An 18,666-nucleotide genomic window follows, 5' to 3' on the forward strand; every position below is an offset into this window, starting at 1 on the left:
CCATGACCAAGGCGACAAGTAACCCATCAGTTAAAAATACCGAAACTGCCGCCCATGCACAGGGTACCGCTGTTATTGTTATCGAACATCTTTACAAGCGGTTCGGTTTAAATGAAGTGTTGAAGGATTTTAGCCTTACCGTTTACAAAGAAGAAAACGTGGTGATATTAGGCAAATCAGGAGCCGGTAAATCGGTACTGATTAAATGTGTAATAGGCCTTTTAAAGCCGGATAAAGGCAGTATTGTGGTTTTGGGCGACAACGTAACCGAATTAAGTGACGATGACCTGGATCGCGTAAGGTCAAAGGTTGGATTCTTATTCCAGGCTAACGCGCTTTACGACTCCATGACCGTGCGGGAAAACCTGGAGTTCCCCCTGCGCAGGCACTGGATCAACCTTCCGCAGCAAGAGGTCAATGCCATGGTGAAAGAGGCGCTTGAGAATGTGGATTTGGTTGAAACCGCCAATATGATGCCGTCGGAATTATCGGGAGGGATGTTAAAAAGAATAGCCCTGGCCCGTACCTTGATACTAAAGCCCGAAGTTATACTATACGATGAACCCACAACCGGGCTCGACCCCGTAACCGCCCGGGAGATTGACCACCTGATACTTAAGCTGCAAAAAAAGTATCATACTTCATCCATCATCATTTCTCACGATATGAACTGCGTTAAAAATTTAGCAGACCGGGTTATTTTACTACTGGAAGGTAAATGCTATGCCGATGGCACTTATGATGAGCTGGCACATGCAGCAGACCAAAAAATTAAACAATTTTTTGAATAATAACTATGGCAAAACAGGGAGAAAATAATGTTAAACTTGGACTATTTGTGCTGGCCGGGCTGCTGGTTATGATGGTGGCCTTTTACATGATTGGCAAAAACCGCAATATTTTTGGAAGCGACTTTGAACTTAAAGTGCGCTTTACTAATCTTAACGGTTTAATGGAAGGCAATAATGTATTATTCTCGGGCATACAAGCCGGCACAGTTAAAAGCATTGAAATGATTAACGACACCACCATACAAGTAAACATGGTGATTGACAGCAAGATCAAAACATTCATCCATAAAAATGCCCTGGCCTCAATTGGCACCGAAGGGTTGATGGGCAATAAAGTAGTGAATATTCAACCCGGTAAAGATGCAGGCAGCAGCGTTAACACCGGCGACCTGTTAACTGCACAACACATGATAAGTACTGATGAAATGCTGCAAACCCTATCCAAAACCAACAACAACATAGCAGGCATCTCGGCCGTATTAAAAACTACCGTGCTCCGGTTAGATAGCAGTGCTATTTTTGATGTACTGAACGACAAAACCATTGGCCCGAGCTTAAAATCGTCACTGAGTCATATCAATACAGCCAGCAAAAACGCCAGCGATATGACCATGGGCTTAAATAGTCTTGTAATACAGATCAGGCAAGGCAAAGGAACCGCGGGCTTGTTGCTTACAGATACCGCGCTTGCAGGTAACTTAAAACAAGCTGTGCGTAAACTAAAATTAGCCAGCGATAATGCCGGTAGCCTAACTGCGCAGGCCAATATCATCCTCAGCTCGGTTAACCATGATATGAATGATGGCAAAGGAACTTTGCATGCCTTGCTTAAAGATTCCCTGATTGTACAAAAGATCAGCATCAGCCTCGACAATATCATGAAAGGAACCGACGGCTTCAATCAAAACATGGAAGCCTTAAAGCATAATTTCTTTTTTAAAGGATACTTTAAGAAGCAGGAGAAAAAAAAGCAGGCTGATAAAAAGTTAAGTGCACAATAATTTATTGTGATAACAAACCCTATCAAATATGATGACGGTCATATTATTCAACTAATTATTCAGCAGCTTTGATCAATGCCAAAAGGCACATCACCTGTTATGAAACAGCCCATCATCCATGTTGCAACAATTTCATTGAGTACGGTGCTGCCATCAATGGATTGCCCGTCAATCCAGAATAAAAAGCCCCAAAGTCTGAGTAGGACAAGCATAATTTGCACTAAGGGCTTCCACCTGAGTACCCTTTACTTTACACCTATTAATTTGGCCGGGCAAACTAATAAACCAGTAGTTTAAAATGAAGATCTACATTAAAAACATGGTTTGTATCCGCTGCAAAATGCTGGTTAAACAACAGCTTAAAAAGCTATCTATTGCCCACAGGGCTGTTAAATTAGGCGAAGTTGAAATTAAGGGAGATATTACCAATGGCCAACTGGCCGATCTTAAAATGGCTTTGCAAAAATTTGGTTTGGATATTTTGGACGACAGAAAAAGTGTGCTGATCGAAAAAATTAAAAAAGTGATTGTTGAGTTGATTCATTACAAAGAGGAGCCTGCCAAAATCAATTTTTCGGACCACCTTAGCCAAATGCTAAACCATGATTATACTTACATGGCCAACCTCTTTTCTGAAGTAGAGGGAATAAACGTTGAGCACTACCTCATTATCCACAAAGTTGAACGAATAAAGGAGCTGTTAATGTACGATAAGCTATCGCTTACCGATATATCCTACAAAATGCAGTATAGCAGTGTAGCACACCTCTGCAATCAATTTAAAAAGATAACGGGCTTAACACCTACCCATTTTAAAAAAATGCAAATACAAGCAAGCTAACCATTAAACTAAAGCTGTGCCTGCACAATGATGATCGCATTTTGCGGATGATCCCTGCTCTACTCTACTCATATCCGCTTTTAATAATAGTTTGGATCATTTTAAACCGGCCGTTGGGTTTGATGTAATTGGGCAAATGCGCTGGTATGATGATACCCATGCCCGATTCCAGGTGGTTTGAAACATTATCAATCACAATCTCGGCATTACCCTCAATAATCTGGGCAAAGGCATCAAAGGGGCTTGTTTTAACACTGAGGCCCTCGCCGCTATCAAAAGACATGATGCTGATGTTGCCTGTTGACTTCCTGATGATGGTTTTGATGACCACCGAATTCGGTACATATTCAATAATATCCACAATAATGTGTGCCTTTCCGGGTTCCAGCTCGGTATTATCCGGTTTATTATTTTCCATGATAGTAAATCTTGCTTAGCCGCTGATACTTTCCACAGATCCATTCTGAATCCGCAACGTTGAGTACTTTTGATGTTAATCGTTAAAGATCAGAATATAAAGGTGGCAATCGTTCAATCTAAAGTATTACATAACTCCATGAATAAGTTACATCATTCACACCCCAAGGCAAATATGGCAAGCGTAAAAAAAGTTTAAATCGCTTTGAAAAACAACAATTTAGCTCAAAAACTCCCAACAAACTATCCATCTATTTATTTTACGTTATAGTTAAAACTATAAAGGGTTTTATTCCTTATCCCTACAGCCATGCCTGGTTGAACATTGAAAGATAAATAATCAGTGGGTGGAATCTACGCTGTTAGCGCATGTCGTGTTTCTGCTGTCAGATCCATTCTGGTTAAAAAATAGTTCCCTGTTCATACATTTTAAAGCCGAGCCCCATCCAGAATGAAACTTTACGTAAAGAATATGGTATGCATCCGTTGTAAGATGATCGTCAAACAACAGCTTAAAAAACTATCTGTTAATTATATTTGCGTTGAGCTGGGGGAAGTGGAAATAGCCGAAGATCTTTCGGCAGCCCAACAGAAGGAATTTAAGACGGCTTTATTGAAATTTGGCCTGGAGCTGCTTGACGACAAAAAAAGCATCCTGATCGAAAAAATAAAAAAAGTAATTGTTGAACTGGTGCACTATGCAGAAGAGCCCGCCAAAGTAAATTTCTCCGATCATCTGAGCAGTAAGCTCAACCACGATTATACTTACATGGCCAACTTATTTTCAGAAGTGGTGGGCATCAATATTGAGCATTATATCATCCTCCATAAAATTGAACGGGTTAAAGAATTGTTGGTTTACGATGAGCTTTCGCTTACCGAAATATCGTATAAACTGCATTACAGCAGCGTTGCCCATCTATCTAACCAGTTTAAAAAAATTACAGGTTTAACACCTTCACATTTTAAAAAATTTAAAGAGAACCGCCAAAAAGGCCTGGTTAACCCTTAATACTCATTACTATGCCCCCCGAGGGTATTAAAAAAGCCCGGCTTAGCGCAATCGCCAAGCCGGGCTTCATCTCCTGTCTTCTGAACTAAATAACCGTAAATTCGATATTAGCCCGTAATTCAATCTCGTTGCTTACGCCACTGCTAACCGCGGCAGTACCTACGCCAAAATCAAGCCGGTTGAGTTTTCCGGTGATGGTAAAACCAGCGGTAGGCTTTTTCATAGCAGTAACTGCCGTACCATTATAAATTACGTTAAAAACAATGGCCTTAGTAACGCCGTGAATGGTAATATTACCGGCAAGTTTGTAGCTTTTGGGGCCTGTTTTTTTGAACGAAGTACTTTTAAAGCTCAAAGTTGGATATTTTTCAGCGTTAAAGTAGCCCGCGCTTTTCAAATCTTTATCGCGGTAGTCAACATCCGTGTTGATTGAATTAACATCAGCAGTAAAGGTTATTACCGCATCCGTAAAATCTGCTTTCTTGGCGGTAAGCGTAGCATCAATAGTTTTAAAATTGCCTTCCACATGCGAAATGCCGAAGTGCGTTGCACTAAATCCTACTCTTGCATGGTACTTGTCCAGCAAATATTTGTGCTGGGCAACAACAGATAATGAGCATAACAAAGCAGTTATCCCTAACAATATTGTTTTTTTCATTTTTTTGTTTTTTAGGTATATGTAAATTTAATTAAAAAGGATCTGATAGTGCGCTGGTGCGAATCAATTTTTTGTTAACAAATTCATCAATCCCCAGTTCAGATAATTCACGTCCGTAGCCTGAGCCTTTAGTTCCGCCGAAGGGCAGGTCGGCCTGGGTCCAGGTAGGGTGATTGATAAATACCATTCCGGTATCAATCTGGTCGGCCACTCTTCTGCCACGTTCAACATCGCCGGTAAATACAGAGCCGCCCAGGCCAAAGTCCGAGTCGTTTGCCAAATCAATAGCAGCCTGTTCATCCTTCACCCGGTAAAAGGAAGCTACCGGCCCAAATAATTCTTCATGATAAGCGGGGATGCCTGGGTGCAGGTCGGTAAGAATGGTTGGCTCCATAAAAGCCCCTTTACGATTAACCCTTTTGCCACCTAACAACAGCCTGGCACCGGCAGATACCGAGCGGCTTACCTGGTCGGCAATTTGTACGGCTGCTGCTTCGTTGCACAAAGGGCCCAATTCTGTAGCCGGATCCATCGGATCGCCAACCTTCAGTTTGGATAATTTATCGGTAAATTTTTTAATAAACTCGTCGGCTATCGCTTCTACCGCAATAAAGCGCTTGGCCGCTACGCAACACTCGCCGTTATTATTCATGCGGCCAACAACGGCCCACTCCACGGTTTTATCAATGTCGGCATCCTCTAAAATGATAAAGGCATCACTCCCACCCAATTCTAAAACCGATTTCTTTAAGTGCTTACCCGCTTCGGCGGCTAAACTGGCGCCAGCCGCTTCGCTTCCCGTTAAAGAAACACCTTTGATCCGCACATCTGATACAAGCGCAGAAGCCCGTTTACCCGATATGAACAGGTTGGTATATAAACCTGCGGGAGCTTCCGCTTCTTTAAACAGGTCTTCAATTGCCAGGGCACATTGGGGCACGTTTGATGCATGTTTAACCAGTACTGTATTGCCTATCATGATGTTTGGGGCAGCAAAACGGGCCACCTGGTAAAAAGGAAAATTCCAGGGTTCTACACCTAAAAGTACACCGATTGGGCTGTAGCGGATAAACGCTTCCCCGTATTTTGGGCTGAGGCGTTTATCTGCCAGGAATTTTGCACCATGATCGGCATAATAATCTATAATATCGGCGCTGAGTACAATTTCGCCTTCGGCCTGTGATAACAATTTCCCCATTTCCAGGGTAATCAGTTTAGCCAGTTGTTCTTTTTTGGCCCGCATCAAATCGGCAACCTTGTGTAACAACTGAGCTCTATGTGCAAACGAAGTTTTTCGCCAGTCGTTATAAGCAGATGCAGCCTGCGCTACCGCCGTATTCACGGTAGAATCGGTCATTTCATCGAAAGACATAACAACCTCGTTAGTGGTAGGATTGATGGTTTGAATAGACATGTTTATTTTATTTACGTATCCCTAAAGGTGATTATATCAGCAAGTATGGATGTTACACAAATCTTAGTTTAGGTTACATCATTCACACATTATGGCCGGCTGAATGTTGGATATTTGCCGTTAACAAAACCCAAAATAAAGCACATTCAGAACGATAAGTAACGCTACGTCCACAACTAAATTGATTGCCAGCATTTTTCTTGAGGTATATGCGATTCTGATCTTATTTAAAATGGCACCTGCAAGCAGGAGGAGCGTTGTTATTAACAAAACTATTACGGCTACATATAACAATCCGATCCCGCCGGTAGAAGGGCGGTGGTTCCAGATGAAAAACTGTAAAAAATAATAGGCTACGGCACCAAAAGCTAAAGCATATATCGATAACACCCCTTTGAATTTATTTTTTAAGGGCGCTTTAGTAGGCGGCGGATCTTCCCGCAGCTGTATCTTTTTCGGTAAATAATATCTGCTGCATACCCGTACAAGGTCAAGTATGATTACAATATCAATAAATAAGAATAGCGTCATCAAAATTGCGGCAAGTACAGGGCTGGTATTAAGAAGGTTTCCTGCAAACTGCATAATTTAATGGATTAGCGTATTATATATAAGTTTAATTAAGATCACGCGCGGAACAGCGCTTCACAAATTTACAGCGTATCCGGTGCATAATCTTCCGGCGGGTAAAATCTCCAAAAAAGCTATTCACTTTAAGGTGCTGATCTTTGATGCTAAAGGGCTCTTGATACCTAATTTCCTGAGCACCCATATTATCAGTTGAATACCTATAAATACAGCTGATACAATCCATATTACCTCTCCAGGGCCGTTCGAAAACTTCGTCTTTACTTCAAGTAATTCCGTGCGTTTAACCTTTGCCAGGTGCCCCTTGTCTACGAGCTTGCGAATGTCGTCAGTCCGGATTTCGGGGAATAACAAAGCATCAACCGTAGCCTGATCAGTAATGCGGTAAATGGTTTGGTTAATCAGTTGAGAATAGCCAAGTTGGTCAAAGTAATAATAGGTGTTCCCATTTTTCCAGACCGATCCAAAGCTACCATTAACCATACCGATTTTCTGCCATGTTCCTGTTGTGGGTTCATCCAATCTAAAAATATGGGTTGACTCGGATTTAAGTCCCGGATTTCTATACCCGCCCCAAATCTGGCTGGCTTCTGTATATAGAATTTGATGACCATCTGAAAAAATAAGTGGTGCAATTTCTTTGAAACCACCACTACCGAAAGGATTGTCCTTGATCCTCAAAACTTTCTTTTCCTGCTTATCAAAGTAAAAAACCCCATCCTTGCTTAGAAATAAAGAATGATAAACATGTTCTCCGTTTAGAGACAACACGTGATAAGGACTGTACTGCTTGTCGAAAGGTATATCATTTACGTAAACCATACCCTGCTTTGGATCTATAAGATAATCCGTCTGGCTTTGGCCATCAATAACTATGGCGTGCAAATCAGGATGATCATGAAGTGGCAACCTTGTATTTTTGTAATACACCGATTGGCCATCTGCCAGATAGTGTTGACTTTCACGAATACCACCATCATTGTACAATTCTGAAATTTGTCTGAGGCCCGCAGCATGCGTTTGAGGAAGAATTTTACCTTGGTAATAAGACAAGGTTCCGTTAGTCACAACCTCCGTTTTCAGGATGGCGCGATAAGGCGCGTATCCGGCCTCAAGTTTAGTGAGTGGGTAAATATAGGTCTGTGGTTTATCGTATATGCCGAAACCATGTAAACTCCGCTGACCTAATTCTGAAGCAATTGATAAGGCCTCATTTCTCACACTCATTGAGGCGCAGTAGCAGGTTTGCTTACCATCGGTAAAATAATCATTTCCGATTGCTTTGGCTGTAGCCGGATTGAAATCTTTGATAACGAGGTTGCCGCAGTAAGCGTGATTTTTATCTATACCGAACTGTCGGTTTTGGTAGCTGTCGTCAACCAGTTTGAAGCTATTGGCATCAGCCTCCTTGATCAGATAGTATCCATTACTCGGCACGGCTGCATATATCTGGTTTTGATAACGGATAAATACCCCACCTATTTTCTGTCCATGATCATCTATAACATTGCTATCCGGCCCCTTGCTGTCTGATAAGAACATAGCTACCGTAAATGTTAATAAAAACAATAGAAATACTATGATTGCCGTAACCCCGACACGTTTAATAATGCTTACGCTCATTTATTTTAGATTATGGATAATAGTTTTTTTGAAAAACAGTCATTTGGGATCTATTTCCCGAAGATGATCGATTGCTACAGGAATTAAGCATCATCAACAAACCGCATACATAAACTACGCTTGAATAATTATTCAATTTTTTATAAGTTTTACTTAAAAGAGTTGCCAGCATAAATTTTAATCAATTACTTTTTGTTGAGTGTATATACTGCACTTTTACCTTCTGTAAAGCTGATGTTTAGATAAGGGCAAGTCCATTTATAGTCTTTTCCGTTCTTGGTAATTGTGCCGAAATCTTTTGTTTTATCTAATACTGCACTTTCTGTGTTGTCCAGCGCGCTTTTATATTTTAGTTGTAACGACGCTCCATTTTCAGTTCCGGATAGCAAATAAGTTTGATCGATCTGATAACCCTCTGCATGGTATATTACAGAATCTTTAGTAACAATTAATGAGATTTTTTGCATATCTCTCCAGTCACTATGATCTTCATTGATGTTAATATTGTAGGTACCTAACCACTCGCCAGAAATAGAATCAGAGCCTGAAACAACCGCTGGCTTTGGCTTATTGACTCTTTTATTTAAGAAACTGTAGCGCCAGGTTTGTTCTTTAGTAGCATCCCCGTTAACATTTATAGTGTCAATTATATTCCACTTATCGCTTCCGCTGTCGTAAGTGTAAAGGGTTTCTGTAAATTTATCTTTTTGATAATATGCAGGGTCACCGTCTTTATTATAGTTTAAATACTTCTTGTCAACCAGGAAAACATAGATGGTATAATCTTTCTTATATTGAGCTGCATTTAGCGCATTGATTTTCTTGTTTTCTGCCGCAATTTGATCGTCGGTTATGTCCGACGCTTTCTGCGGAACTAAATAAACAACAACGTTACCCCAGTTATTGCCGCCATTGGGGTTATAAATACAACCATAATCGGCCGTCATAAAATAGCCATCGTTATAAGTATAAGAATGACATTTGAGTACACCATCAAAAGTTAAAGCTTTATCATTTGCGGTTACATTGGCTTGTTCGTCGTTAGCAGGTTTAGGCTTATTGCCACAGCTACATAAAATTGTAACAGCAGCAATAAGCAGTATGGCATTTAATTTTGTAATAATGTGTTTAAAGCTATATGTCATAAAGTAATTAATTAGGATCTGGCTTAATAAGCAATGCCTGAGCTTTCCAATCTGTATTGTTACTATTTTCGCAGTTTATATTTAAGCCCGTTTATGCTGACATTTAAGTTCATCCGGCTCTTATTTAGTTAAATTCAAAAGGCGGCGACATTTCCTTATTTTCTGCCATATCGTAAACTACATTCCCGTCTTTTATCATGTAAAAGATATCCATCCTGCCATTCATCCATCGGGTATAGGAAAGCAGGTCGTTATCATAAACACCTTTAATATCCTGAAAACTTCCCTTATATGTTGGGTTTAGCTTATCTGTTTTTTTGTATACATAAATTGACAAGGCATTATAATTGCCATTGATTTTATCTTTCTGAGCTTTAACTATTGCAAAAAGTTGTTTCTGTTGTTCTTTAGTTAAGTACTTGTTAGCATCTGCATAAAAGAAGTCGGCTCTGTCCATAACATATTTTCCTTGCGGGGCGTTGTCCTTAAATTCATAAGTAAAGGGGCTTAGCGGATGTAAGCTTATTTGCGACTGTTTCCTGCTATAAATAAAGTTTAATTCCTTACTTTTAAATATTTTACCGTTCAATTGGTATTGGTTATCGCAATCAACAATGTGGTGGTCGCCATAATAGGAGTTGCTTTTAAAACCATAAATGGCGTATTTTTCATTACCAACGGATATTAACACGGTATCGCTTCTATTAATTAATGCGGTATCCGTAGTAATAGCAGCGAGTTGATAATTTATAGTATCGCTTCTGCTGATCTCTTTTAACTGTAATTTGTTTTCTAAAATCTGGCCCCCGCGCTTAATTACAACAATAGGTTTTACTGCCGGTAAATAACCTTTAAATTGAATATCGGGAACATCATACCATACCTTGTTATTACAGTTGTACGATAGCTGATCGTCTCTTTTTTGTTTATTGCGCTGGTTACATGCCGATAAGGCCATTATGATAATAGCCAGGCCCGGGATGCCTATCAACCATTTATTTATGGATTTTGCTGTAGCCATTGATTAGTAATTCCATGAATTGGTATTTGAACAACCATTTGTGTTATAAATGGTTTTGCGTTTCTATAATGCTGCAAAATATACCATCCTTTAAAACAATACTTAAAATATCAGCTGCGGTAAAAAAAGAGGTTTCGTTAAAGCTTGACAGTGTAAAGCATATTATTCAAAAATACGGTTACCCGGGAAAAGAGCACATTTACGGAATACAAGGCCTAAGCCTATTAAACAAAGCAACCGGCAAAAAAGATTGACATATGTTTGTATGGCCCGTTCGCAGTCCCTATCGATTAATAAAATCAGTATAAAAGCATGATTTAAATAATCCGTTGAAACTTATGCCAAAACTTTTGGATTATGTTTTCGACCAATGACCCTCGACGAGCGGTTTTATCCGGTTATGACAAACCTATTATTTCATATCAGTACTTTGCTATCTTAGTCAATTATAAAACACTGGTAAATGCACTTTGAATTCGGCCTTCGCAGTTCCTTACTCTTAATTTTCTTTACCCATTTAATTGTTTATGCAATTTTAAGCTGGAAACGAGGGATAACTGAGGGCCGCCTTTCTGATCAATTGTTAGGTGCTTTCCTGTTATCATCGGCACTATTTATTTTTCCATGGATGTCGGGCTTTGCCGGCTGGTATGATACGCAACCCTATCGCGAAATCCTGTTCTATACGCCATTCATTCACGCCTTATTTTTTGGGCCCTTGCTATACCTCTATTTAAAAAGTCTCACCAATACAGGCTATCAAATTAAAAAAAACGACTACTACCACTTTATTCCCGGTGTTCTTTATATGCTCTGGTCAATCATTGTTGTAGTTGTTGATAAGTTATGGATAGGGCACTACTATTTAATGAATGGCCGTACTGATCCCGATTTTGACAAATGGTACAGCATCACCTGGTCTGTCAGTATTTTGGCATACCTGGCCTTGTCTATCCGCTATTACCTGCAATACCGGATATTTACCTACCTTGAGTTTTCGTTTGCCGATGTTGCCGGTTTTAAGTGGTTACGTAATTTTCTATACGCTTTTACTTTGTTAACGGCCCTGCTGGTATCCGAACAAATTTTATCATTTTTTATACAACTGGAATACGTACGGTCATGGTATTATTTTTTTGCTTTCGCTATCATTACTTACTACATGGCCATAAGCGCTTATCATGCTAACCCGGTTAAAGGTTTAAAGCTGAATTTTGAGCCGGATTTACTGTTGCACTATCAACAGCCGCTAAGGCTGGAAATGCAAACCCCGACCACCATTGATATAGCATATACGGCTGTTGATACGGTAGCACCAGATAATGAGTGGATGAACAGCTGGAAAGAAAAGCTAACCAACATGATAGCAACCGAGCGTGTTTACATAGAACCTGAACTTACCATTACCGAGCTGGCCAAAAAGATGGGAACAAATGCATCATTGCTGAGCAAGGTGATCAATACCTGTTTTGAAATGAGTTTCAATGACCTGATTAATAAATGCAGAGTGGAAGAAGCGATTAGGCTGATGGGCGATGCCAGGTATAAAAACTTGAATTTACTGGCTATTGCTTTTGATGCCGGTTTTAATTCCAAATCAACATTTAACCGTGCATTTAAAAAGATAACCGGCAAAAACCCTAAAGATTACCAGGCAGGGGATGTGGTATAATTAAAGCCATGCCCATTAATGGGTGTCAAACCATGTTTTGAAGCGACCCGGCTTGAAACCCGGCATACCTTGCGAAGAAAAAAACGCAACGTATGAAATTAATCTTCTGCTTATTTGTTATTCTTTTCAGTATAAAAGGCTTTAGCCAACAAAGCCCTCTCGTCATCAATCAAGTCAGCGGATATATTACCGATGACAAGCAAACGTCACTGCCCAATACCACTTTGCGCTTATATAACAACGTCAACGACGTGCTCCTGGCAAGCACCACCAGCGACGATAAAGGCTATTTTGAATTTAAGCTTAAAGCATTAAACAACTGCTACATCCTGATTACTTATACCGGGTTTAAAACTTTTAAAATTAGCTGGGAAAAAATCAGATACGCAACGGATGGCAAATTGGGAACCATCCGGTTAAGTGCAGATGAAAATTTATTAAAGCAGGTGGTTATCAAAGCCAGGCAAGCCATCGTGCAGCAGCAAACGGACAGAACCGTGATTGTGGTGAATGACCAGGTGAAGAAACTGGCCGAAAATGCATTGGATGTAATCAGGCTGGCCCCAGGCATCACCCTATCTGATAATGAGGATGCCCTGCAGATGAGCGGTAAGGAAAAGGTTGAAGTGATGATTAACAACAGGGTGCTTAAGCTAAGCAGCAGGGACCTGCTTAAACTTTTAAAATCGATGCCGGTCAATTCGGTTAGTCAGTTGGAAGTGATCAACAATCCATCGGCCAGATACGAGGTATCGGGTAATAAAGGAATGCTGAACATCAAAACCAGGCAGAACACAGAAAAAGGGATTACAGGCAATATTGATCTGTCGCACTCGCAGGCGCGGCACAATATGGGTGACATGGCCAGTAATTTAAACTATGGCTCAGGTAAGTTTGCCATCAGTACTTACCTGGCCTACCATTACGGAAACTATCCTACCCAGACCCTTACCAACCGTTACCTGGGCAGTGCCGTATTACAACAGAGCATTGAGAGCGTCGATCAATGGAGAGACCCGGCTATCCGGATCACGGCAGAATATTACCTGAACAGCCAACAGGTATTGGGCGGAATATTCAGCCACGAGGAAAGTCATAATATAGCCAGCGCCACTACATCATCCGTTCTTGAGCAAACATCATTGAGCGACTCGAGCTACCAAACAAACGCATACGGCCCTAACACCAGCCGCTGGAATACTTACAACCTCAATTACCGGTTTGCTGATGCTAAGGGCACAGAAATAAACATTGACCTGGACAGGTCCCTCTATAATAAAAACGATGAAAACAATATAGTCAACAATACATCCGGCATCAATACACTGAGCGGCAATAGGTATGAAACCTTAACCGCCATCACCATCAATACCTTTAAGGGCGATTATAGCCACCAGTGGAAAAACAAACTTAAAGCAGAGGCTGGTTTTAAAATTTCCGGGGTGAGCACTGATAATTATTTAGCTATTAGCGATTTAACAAACAACCATACTCAAGCAGGCGGCAGCCAAACCAATAGTTTTTTATATACGGAGTACGTTAACGCGGCCTACTTCAACCTGTCGAGAAATTACGGCAAGTGGGGGCTGCAAATTGGCCTGCGTGCAGAGCACAGTAAAACGCAAGGCATTACTACCGGCGTTACAGATCATCCACTGTTGAAGCCAGACTCGGCTTACCTCAGCCTTCTACCGGCAGTGTATCTTACTTATTTACCCTCGGCCTCACACGCCTTTCGGCTGTCTTTTAACGAGCGAATTAAAAGGCCCAATTACAGCGCTTTACAACCTTTTAATTATCAGCTGGATGCCTTCACCTACCAAACAGGCAATCCGGCCCTCCGGGTACAAAAAAACAGCAATGTGGAACTCTCTTATACTTATGATGACAGGATTACCTTTACCGCGGCTTACACCCATACCACTGACCTATTTAACCCCATAATATATACGCGCGGAAACAGCATTTACCATACCACCATCAATTCGGGAACAATGGATGGCTGGAATTTTAACTTAAATTACCCGGTTAAAATAACCAAATGGTGGAATATGCTGAACAAATTGAACGGCTTTTACAATCATTTTAACGGGCAATTATACCAGGGAATTTTAAATGCAGGCAAGTGGAGTTACGCGCTGTCTACCAGTCAGCGGATAACCTTAGCCCATCAATATTCATTGCTTATTAACGCTCGCTACAACTCGCCTTTTCAAAATCTGATTGATTACCAGCAGAGCAACGCCAATGTAAGTGCAAGCATTGGCAGGAAAATATTAAAAGAACAAGGCTCGTTCCGGGTAGGTATCAGTGATATCTTCAGCATGCAAAAAACAAACACCCTGGTGAACTTTGGCGATTTAAACTATACGCAGAATAAAACATGGGAAAGCAGGCGTTTGTCTTTAAGTTTTACATGGCGCTTCGGCAATAAAAAGGTAAAAGAAACTCAAGACAGGCCGACCGGCAGCAGAGACGAAAAAATGAGGGGTGGTAGCTGATGATCCACCCTTCTTTAATGTTGAGGGTAATTTCACGAATGTTTTTTACATTCCCTTTTTCAATATCTTTTTTATCAGCCAGTTACAGCAATCACTCTTCTAAGCTAATTATTTTCTATTAAATTCTGATTTGGGGCTGGGCATGCCCATTCCCAGTTTCTTATATCGGTAGCTGTATCCTTACATCGCTAAGCAAAGCACTATCCTAAAGGATACCGGTATCCTTTAGGATAGTAGTATCTTTTAGAAAGTTATGCTGCCTATGTTTGCTGCCGTTACAAACAAAATATTTTCAACATGAAAAAGATCCTTCATATCATTTCGAGCCCCAAAGGCGAAAACTCATTCAGTATTAAACTGGGCAACGCCATTGTTGACAAAATTAAGGAAGCAAACCCGGGAAGTACCGTACACGTTAAGGACCTGACCAAACATCCGTTCCCTCATCTGGAAGAAGCAACCCTTTCGGCCTTTTATACCCCGGCAGAAAACCACACGCCCGAAAACAAAGAGGCCGTTAAAAACTCAGATCAGGCCATTGCCGAAATTAAGGATGCAGACATTATTGTGATTGGCGCCCCATTATGGAATTTCGGAATACCGTCGGTATTGAAAGCTTGGATTGACCATATTGCCCGTGCCAATGTTACCTTCAAATACAGCGAAGCTGGCCCCGAGGGTTTAATTAAAAACAAAGTGGTTTATATCGCCATGGCATCGGGTGCTATATATTCGAGCGGGCCTATGCAGGCGTTCGATTTTGTGTCGCCTTACCTAAAAGGCTTATTAGGCTTTATGGGGATGACGGACCTGACCGTTTTTCGTGCAGAGGGTTTGGCCTATCCCGGCCAGGCAGCATCAGCCTTACAAAAAGGCATCGACAGCATTGTATTATAATACCATTTAACCGGGAGAACGGCTTGCAATACAACCGTTCCCCGGTTATCAATCAGGCAACACTTACAAAACAGTTGCCAGTATATAGAAACAATTAGGCTTAACTATAGGCAGGGGCATTTTGCGCTTGGCTGGCATCAGTATTTACGGGTATCCAATCGTGCTGATGGCCTTCTTCATCTGCTTCTGCTTTTTTGATATCTTCCCTAACCATAGGCCCATCGGCAGCCAGCTCGCTACCGGCAACATTTGATTTAAAGATAGGCCAGGCTAATTGCGCATACCAGGGGTCGGCCTCGTAATGCGATATACCGTAAGCCGCCGGGTATTGCCTCGAAATATGAGCCGTTCCAAAAATAATATCCCAGATAAAAAACATATTACCAAAGTTACCCTTGTAATATCCTACGCCATCGTCTGTTGTGGCGGCGTGGTGCGCATGGTGTGTAGCCGGTGTTGATATGGTACGTTCAAGTAGCCAGGCAATGGGGTGCAGTATTTTGTATTGGTAAAATGGCTTATCCCAGGGGATGCTGGAATGTGCCAGCGTGGTAATTACACTTTTAATACCCTTAACAATAACCGCCGGAATACCCAGGCCCAGGTAAACCAAAGTGGCGGTAACATAGGTTTGCGAAAAAAATAACGAATAAATTACGTTTTGCCTGCTGGCCATGGCCATACCCATATAGCTGGCAGAATGGTGGGTACGATGAAAGCGCCACAGCCAGGGTAACTCGTGGTGCAACCGGTGATACCAATACTGTGTCAAATCGTCTGTAATGGCGATAATGAGCGCTCCCCAGAAAAACGGCACCCAGCTAAACGTATTTTTCAGATCGGGTAGCACCGCCGGTAAAAACCTTAAGGCAAAATAAGCTACCGCAGGCTTAATAACCAGTTTGGGCAGCGTATAGCAGGTAATATCCACCCATCTTTCGTTCTTGTTCCAGCGCTTTTTATATAAGCCGAAGGCAAACTCCAGCGCGCCAAGCGTCCATACAAAAATCACAAACCCGTAACCGTCGGCACCCAGGAATGTCTGTTGAAAAAATTTGATCATAATTTGAGCTTTAACGATTTACGGTTGACTGATTGACTTGTTTATGCTGCTGATTTTTTACCCAGGGGCGCTGCCCGGTAAAATAAAACGTAATGATCATTAAGATGACCGGCAGCGCATAGATGAACAAACTCAGGATAGCGTTCCTGATGATCCTTTTTCTAACAGGTTCTTCCAGTTTCATTTTTCTTGATTTTGATGGTTTGTATTGGAGACTTGAGTTTGTGTATCCCGATCCGTAAATAATTTGCGGATCAAGGTTAAGCCGCCAACAGTGATGATCAGCGGAATGATGGAAATCACGATACCCAGGAGTATCTTTTTCCCTAACAGGTTTACATCGTTTAGTGTCATACGGGTTGTTTTGAGTTGATTAGTTATTCTGTTGATAGCGATGCCGCTTTGGCTATTCGGCTTTTTTAGCTGCTTTACTTAATTCGTCCCAGTTTCTTACGCCTGCTTTGGCCGCCCAGGCCAGGTATTCTGTTTCTAAAGCTTTTACCCTGTCGGGATATTTTTCAGCCAGGTTATTGGTTTCCGACCGATCATCGTTCAGGTCATAAAGTTCCCATGTGGCGTGGTTTTCGGCAACCAGCTTCCATTGCCCTTTACGGATGGCGCGGCTACCCTCGTGCTCCCAAAACAAGGCATCATGCTCCTTAAATGGCTTTCCGTAAAATGCATTAATCAGGCTCACACCTTGTGCAGGTATCAGTTTACGGCCATCCAATTGCTCAGGATATTCCACTCCGGCCAAATTGAGGCAGGTAGGTAAAATATCAATAAAATGAGCGGGCTGATTGTTAACGCTACCAGGCCTAATTACCCCAGGATAATAAGCTATCAATGGGGTGGCTATGCCGCCTTCGTGGGTATTTTTTTTAAACCCTTTAAAAGGGGTATTACTTACATTGGCCCAGGGCGTTTCATAACTGTCAATTGATACTACCGAACCAGGTGTACCATCCTTCTGGATTACGTTGGTCCAGTTCTTTACATCATCGGCGCTGCCACCATTGTCGGACATGAAGAGCACCACCGTATTTTTATCCTTTTTTATTTGCTTTAGTTTGGCCAATATCTCCCCTACCCCGGCATCCATCCTATCAATCATGGCCGCGTAAATTGCCATCCGGATATCCCATTTGTCTTTTTCTCCGGCACTCAGCTTATCCCAATCCGGCACCTTTTCGTAACGGGGCGATAGCTTCCACTCGTTTTTAATTATTCCGGCAGCCCTTAGCTTTTGGTACCGTTGCGCACGCAGCTTATCCCAACCGTTTAAATACTTCCCTTTATACCTGGCAATATCCTGGGGCAGCGCCTGGATAGGCCAATGCGGAGCGTTATAAGCCACATATAAAAAGAAAGGCTTAGGGTCGTTTTTGATCTGATCTAACGAGCGGATGGCAAAATGCGTAATGGCCTGCGTTAAATATTCGGAAGTATCGTTCCGGTAGATCTGTTTATCGTTCAGCATAAAAGTTATTTTGCTGCCATCGTTAAACAAGGGGCCAGAGTTAAAATAGCTGCTCGCGTTGTTCAGCATGGTGAATGACTGATCAAAGCCCCGGTTATAAGCCAATGCCGATGGTACCAAACCCACATGCCACTTCCCCGAAACAATGGTATTGTAACCGGCCTCTGCTTTAAGCAACTGGGCTATGGTAGCGCATTTATTGTTCAGGTATCCCTGGTAAGCGGGGTCGCCCCAGTCTTTAACCATATCGCCAACGCCGGCCTCGTGCGGGTATAAACCGGTAAGCAGGGCCGTGCGCGATGGGCAGCACCTGCCCGCGTTGTAAAACTGGGTGAGCTTTAAGCCCTGGGCGGCAAGCCGGTCAAGGTTAGGGGTATGGATCTCCGAGCCAAAACTGCCCAGGTCGGCAAAGCCCATATCGTCGGCCAGAATGATCACGATATTGGGTTTTGCCTTATCAGGAGCTTGCGCCAAAGCCCCGCTGCCGGTTAGCAGCAGGGCGATAAGCAACAAGAAAAATTGCTTCGGATACACTGATTTTA

Annotated in this window: 18 protein-coding genes; 7 read left to right on the forward strand and 11 right to left on the reverse strand. The window is 41.9% G+C overall.

Annotated elements, in window-relative coordinates; all coding sequences use genetic code 11:
- The first annotated feature begins 2 nt into the window (after window positions 1-2).
- From MUCPA_RS03920 to MUCPA_RS03930, 3 genes are all read left to right on the forward strand, one after another.
- Complete coding sequence (locus MUCPA_RS03920; protein ID WP_008504578.1) at window positions 3-791, forward strand: ABC transporter ATP-binding protein; 789 nt, start codon at window positions 3-5, stop codon at window positions 789-791.
- Window positions 792-796: 5 nt separating this feature from the next.
- A complete protein-coding gene (locus MUCPA_RS03925) occupies window positions 797-1,792 on the forward strand; it encodes an MlaD family protein (RefSeq protein WP_008504579.1) in 996 nt (331 codons plus the stop codon).
- Between the two features lie 298 nt (window positions 1,793-2,090).
- Window positions 2,091-2,633, forward strand: a complete 543-nt coding sequence (locus MUCPA_RS03930; RefSeq protein ID WP_008504580.1) for a helix-turn-helix domain-containing protein — start codon at window positions 2,091-2,093, stop codon at window positions 2,631-2,633.
- Between the two features lie 64 nt (window positions 2,634-2,697).
- Here MUCPA_RS03930 and MUCPA_RS03935 read toward each other — a convergent pair whose 3' ends face one another.
- A complete protein-coding gene (locus MUCPA_RS03935; protein WP_008504582.1) occupies window positions 2,698-3,051 on the reverse strand; it encodes a cupin domain-containing protein in 354 nt (117 codons plus the stop codon).
- A gap of 492 nt (window positions 3,052-3,543) precedes the next feature.
- Between MUCPA_RS03935 and MUCPA_RS03940 the strand changes: the two genes are divergently transcribed.
- Window positions 3,544-4,062, forward strand: a complete 519-nt coding sequence (locus MUCPA_RS03940; protein ID WP_008504583.1) for a helix-turn-helix domain-containing protein — start codon at window positions 3,544-3,546, stop codon at window positions 4,060-4,062.
- 85 nt (window positions 4,063-4,147) lie between these two features.
- Here MUCPA_RS03940 and MUCPA_RS03945 read toward each other — a convergent pair whose 3' ends face one another.
- From MUCPA_RS03945 to MUCPA_RS03970, 6 genes are all read right to left on the reverse strand, one after another.
- A complete protein-coding gene (locus MUCPA_RS03945) occupies window positions 4,148-4,720 on the reverse strand; it encodes a YceI family protein (RefSeq protein WP_008504585.1) in 573 nt (190 codons plus the stop codon).
- A gap of 31 nt (window positions 4,721-4,751) precedes the next feature.
- Window positions 4,752-6,134 (reverse strand): NAD-dependent succinate-semialdehyde dehydrogenase, encoded by a 1,383-nt coding sequence (locus tag MUCPA_RS03950; protein WP_008504587.1) that lies wholly within the window; start codon window positions 6,132-6,134, stop codon window positions 4,752-4,754.
- Between the two features lie 120 nt (window positions 6,135-6,254).
- The gene (locus MUCPA_RS03955) at window positions 6,255-6,719 is read right to left on the reverse strand and encodes a hypothetical protein (RefSeq protein ID WP_008504589.1); all 465 of its coding nucleotides are present in this window, start codon (window positions 6,717-6,719) and stop codon (window positions 6,255-6,257) included.
- A 123-nt stretch (window positions 6,720-6,842) separates the two neighbouring features.
- On the reverse strand, window positions 6,843-8,345 hold the full coding sequence (locus MUCPA_RS03960; protein ID WP_008504590.1) for a DKNYY domain-containing protein: 1,503 nt from the start codon (window positions 8,343-8,345) through the stop codon (window positions 6,843-6,845).
- Between the two features lie 185 nt (window positions 8,346-8,530).
- Window positions 8,531-9,490: a hypothetical protein gene (locus MUCPA_RS03965; RefSeq protein ID WP_008504591.1), complete on the reverse strand. Its 960-nt coding sequence runs from the start codon at window positions 9,488-9,490 to the stop codon at window positions 8,531-8,533.
- A 124-nt stretch (window positions 9,491-9,614) separates the two neighbouring features.
- Entirely contained in the window at window positions 9,615-10,511 is an 897-nt protein-coding gene (locus MUCPA_RS03970; protein ID WP_008504592.1) for a hypothetical protein, read from the reverse strand.
- Window positions 10,512-10,974: 463 nt separating this feature from the next.
- On the opposite strand from MUCPA_RS03970, the gene MUCPA_RS03980 reads away from it, so the two are divergent.
- From MUCPA_RS03980 to MUCPA_RS03990, 3 genes are all read left to right on the forward strand, one after another.
- Entirely contained in the window at window positions 10,975-12,183 is a 1,209-nt protein-coding gene (locus MUCPA_RS03980) for a helix-turn-helix domain-containing protein (protein ID WP_008504595.1), read from the forward strand.
- Between the two features lie 92 nt (window positions 12,184-12,275).
- The gene (locus tag MUCPA_RS03985) at window positions 12,276-14,684 is read left to right on the forward strand and encodes an outer membrane beta-barrel family protein (protein WP_008504597.1); all 2,409 of its coding nucleotides are present in this window, start codon (window positions 12,276-12,278) and stop codon (window positions 14,682-14,684) included.
- A 297-nt stretch (window positions 14,685-14,981) separates the two neighbouring features.
- Window positions 14,982-15,581, forward strand: a complete 600-nt coding sequence (locus MUCPA_RS03990; protein WP_008504599.1) for an FMN-dependent NADH-azoreductase — start codon at window positions 14,982-14,984, stop codon at window positions 15,579-15,581.
- A gap of 100 nt (window positions 15,582-15,681) precedes the next feature.
- Here MUCPA_RS03990 and MUCPA_RS03995 read toward each other — a convergent pair whose 3' ends face one another.
- The 4 genes from MUCPA_RS03995 to MUCPA_RS04000 are packed head-to-tail and all read right to left on the reverse strand — an operon-like array spanning window position 15,682 to window position 18,658.
- Window positions 15,682-16,644 carry a sterol desaturase family protein gene (locus tag MUCPA_RS03995; protein ID WP_008504601.1) on the reverse strand — a complete coding sequence of 321 codons (963 nt, stop codon included), beginning with the start codon at window positions 16,642-16,644 and terminating at the stop codon, window positions 15,682-15,684.
- Window positions 16,645-16,654: 10 nt separating this feature from the next.
- Window positions 16,655-16,828 (reverse strand): hypothetical protein, encoded by a 174-nt coding sequence (locus MUCPA_RS38130; RefSeq protein WP_008504602.1) that lies wholly within the window; start codon window positions 16,826-16,828, stop codon window positions 16,655-16,657.
- A complete protein-coding gene (locus MUCPA_RS37550) occupies window positions 16,825-16,998 on the reverse strand; it encodes a hypothetical protein (RefSeq protein WP_008504603.1) in 174 nt (57 codons plus the stop codon). Before MUCPA_RS37550 ends, MUCPA_RS38130 begins: the two co-directional genes overlap by 4 nt.
- 52 nt (window positions 16,999-17,050) lie before the next feature.
- Window positions 17,051-18,658 carry an arylsulfatase gene (locus MUCPA_RS04000; protein WP_040627028.1) on the reverse strand — a complete coding sequence of 536 codons (1,608 nt, stop codon included), beginning with the start codon at window positions 18,656-18,658 and terminating at the stop codon, window positions 17,051-17,053.
- Between the last annotated feature and the right edge of the window lie 8 nt (window positions 18,659-18,666).

This window comes from Mucilaginibacter paludis DSM 18603, from assembly GCF_000166195.2.
GTDB classification, from domain to species: Bacteria; Bacteroidota; Bacteroidia; order Sphingobacteriales; family Sphingobacteriaceae; genus Mucilaginibacter; species Mucilaginibacter paludis.

Excerpts from the sequence above, each read along its gene's own strand:
- MUCPA_RS03925 (WP_008504579.1), top strand. The coding sequence starts at position 797 with ATGGCAAAACAGGGAGAAAATAATGTTAAACTTGGACTATTTGTGCTG.
- MUCPA_RS03930 (WP_008504580.1), top strand. The coding sequence starts at position 2,091 with ATGAAGATCTACATTAAAAACATGGTTTGTATCCGCTGCAAAATGCTG.
- MUCPA_RS03935 (WP_008504582.1), bottom strand. The coding sequence starts at position 3,051 with ATGGAAAATAATAAACCGGATAATACCGAGCTGGAACCCGGAAAGGCA.
- MUCPA_RS03950 (WP_008504587.1), bottom strand. The coding sequence starts at position 6,134 with ATGTCTATTCAAACCATCAATCCTACCACTAACGAGGTTGTTATGTCT.
- MUCPA_RS03995 (WP_008504601.1), bottom strand. The coding sequence starts at position 16,644 with ATGATCAAATTTTTTCAACAGACATTCCTGGGTGCCGACGGTTACGGG.
- MUCPA_RS03940 (WP_008504583.1), top strand. The coding sequence starts at position 3,544 with ATGATCGTCAAACAACAGCTTAAAAAACTATCTGTTAATTATATTTGC.
- MUCPA_RS03985 (WP_008504597.1), top strand. The coding sequence starts at position 12,276 with ATGAAATTAATCTTCTGCTTATTTGTTATTCTTTTCAGTATAAAAGGC.
- MUCPA_RS37550 (WP_008504603.1), bottom strand. The coding sequence starts at position 16,998 with ATGACACTAAACGATGTAAACCTGTTAGGGAAAAAGATACTCCTGGGT.
- MUCPA_RS03920 (WP_008504578.1), top strand. The coding sequence starts at position 3 with ATGACCAAGGCGACAAGTAACCCATCAGTTAAAAATACCGAAACTGCC.
- MUCPA_RS03960 (WP_008504590.1), bottom strand. The coding sequence starts at position 8,345 with ATGAGCGTAAGCATTATTAAACGTGTCGGGGTTACGGCAATCATAGTA.
- MUCPA_RS38130 (WP_008504602.1), bottom strand. The coding sequence starts at position 16,828 with ATGAAACTGGAAGAACCTGTTAGAAAAAGGATCATCAGGAACGCTATC.
- MUCPA_RS03980 (WP_008504595.1), top strand. The coding sequence starts at position 10,975 with ATGCACTTTGAATTCGGCCTTCGCAGTTCCTTACTCTTAATTTTCTTT.
- MUCPA_RS03955 (WP_008504589.1), bottom strand. The coding sequence starts at position 6,719 with ATGCAGTTTGCAGGAAACCTTCTTAATACCAGCCCTGTACTTGCCGCA.
- MUCPA_RS03965 (WP_008504591.1), bottom strand. The coding sequence starts at position 9,490 with ATGACATATAGCTTTAAACACATTATTACAAAATTAAATGCCATACTG.
- MUCPA_RS03990 (WP_008504599.1), top strand. The coding sequence starts at position 14,982 with ATGAAAAAGATCCTTCATATCATTTCGAGCCCCAAAGGCGAAAACTCA.
- MUCPA_RS03945 (WP_008504585.1), bottom strand. The coding sequence starts at position 4,720 with ATGAAAAAAACAATATTGTTAGGGATAACTGCTTTGTTATGCTCATTA.
- MUCPA_RS03970 (WP_008504592.1), bottom strand. The coding sequence starts at position 10,511 with ATGGCTACAGCAAAATCCATAAATAAATGGTTGATAGGCATCCCGGGC.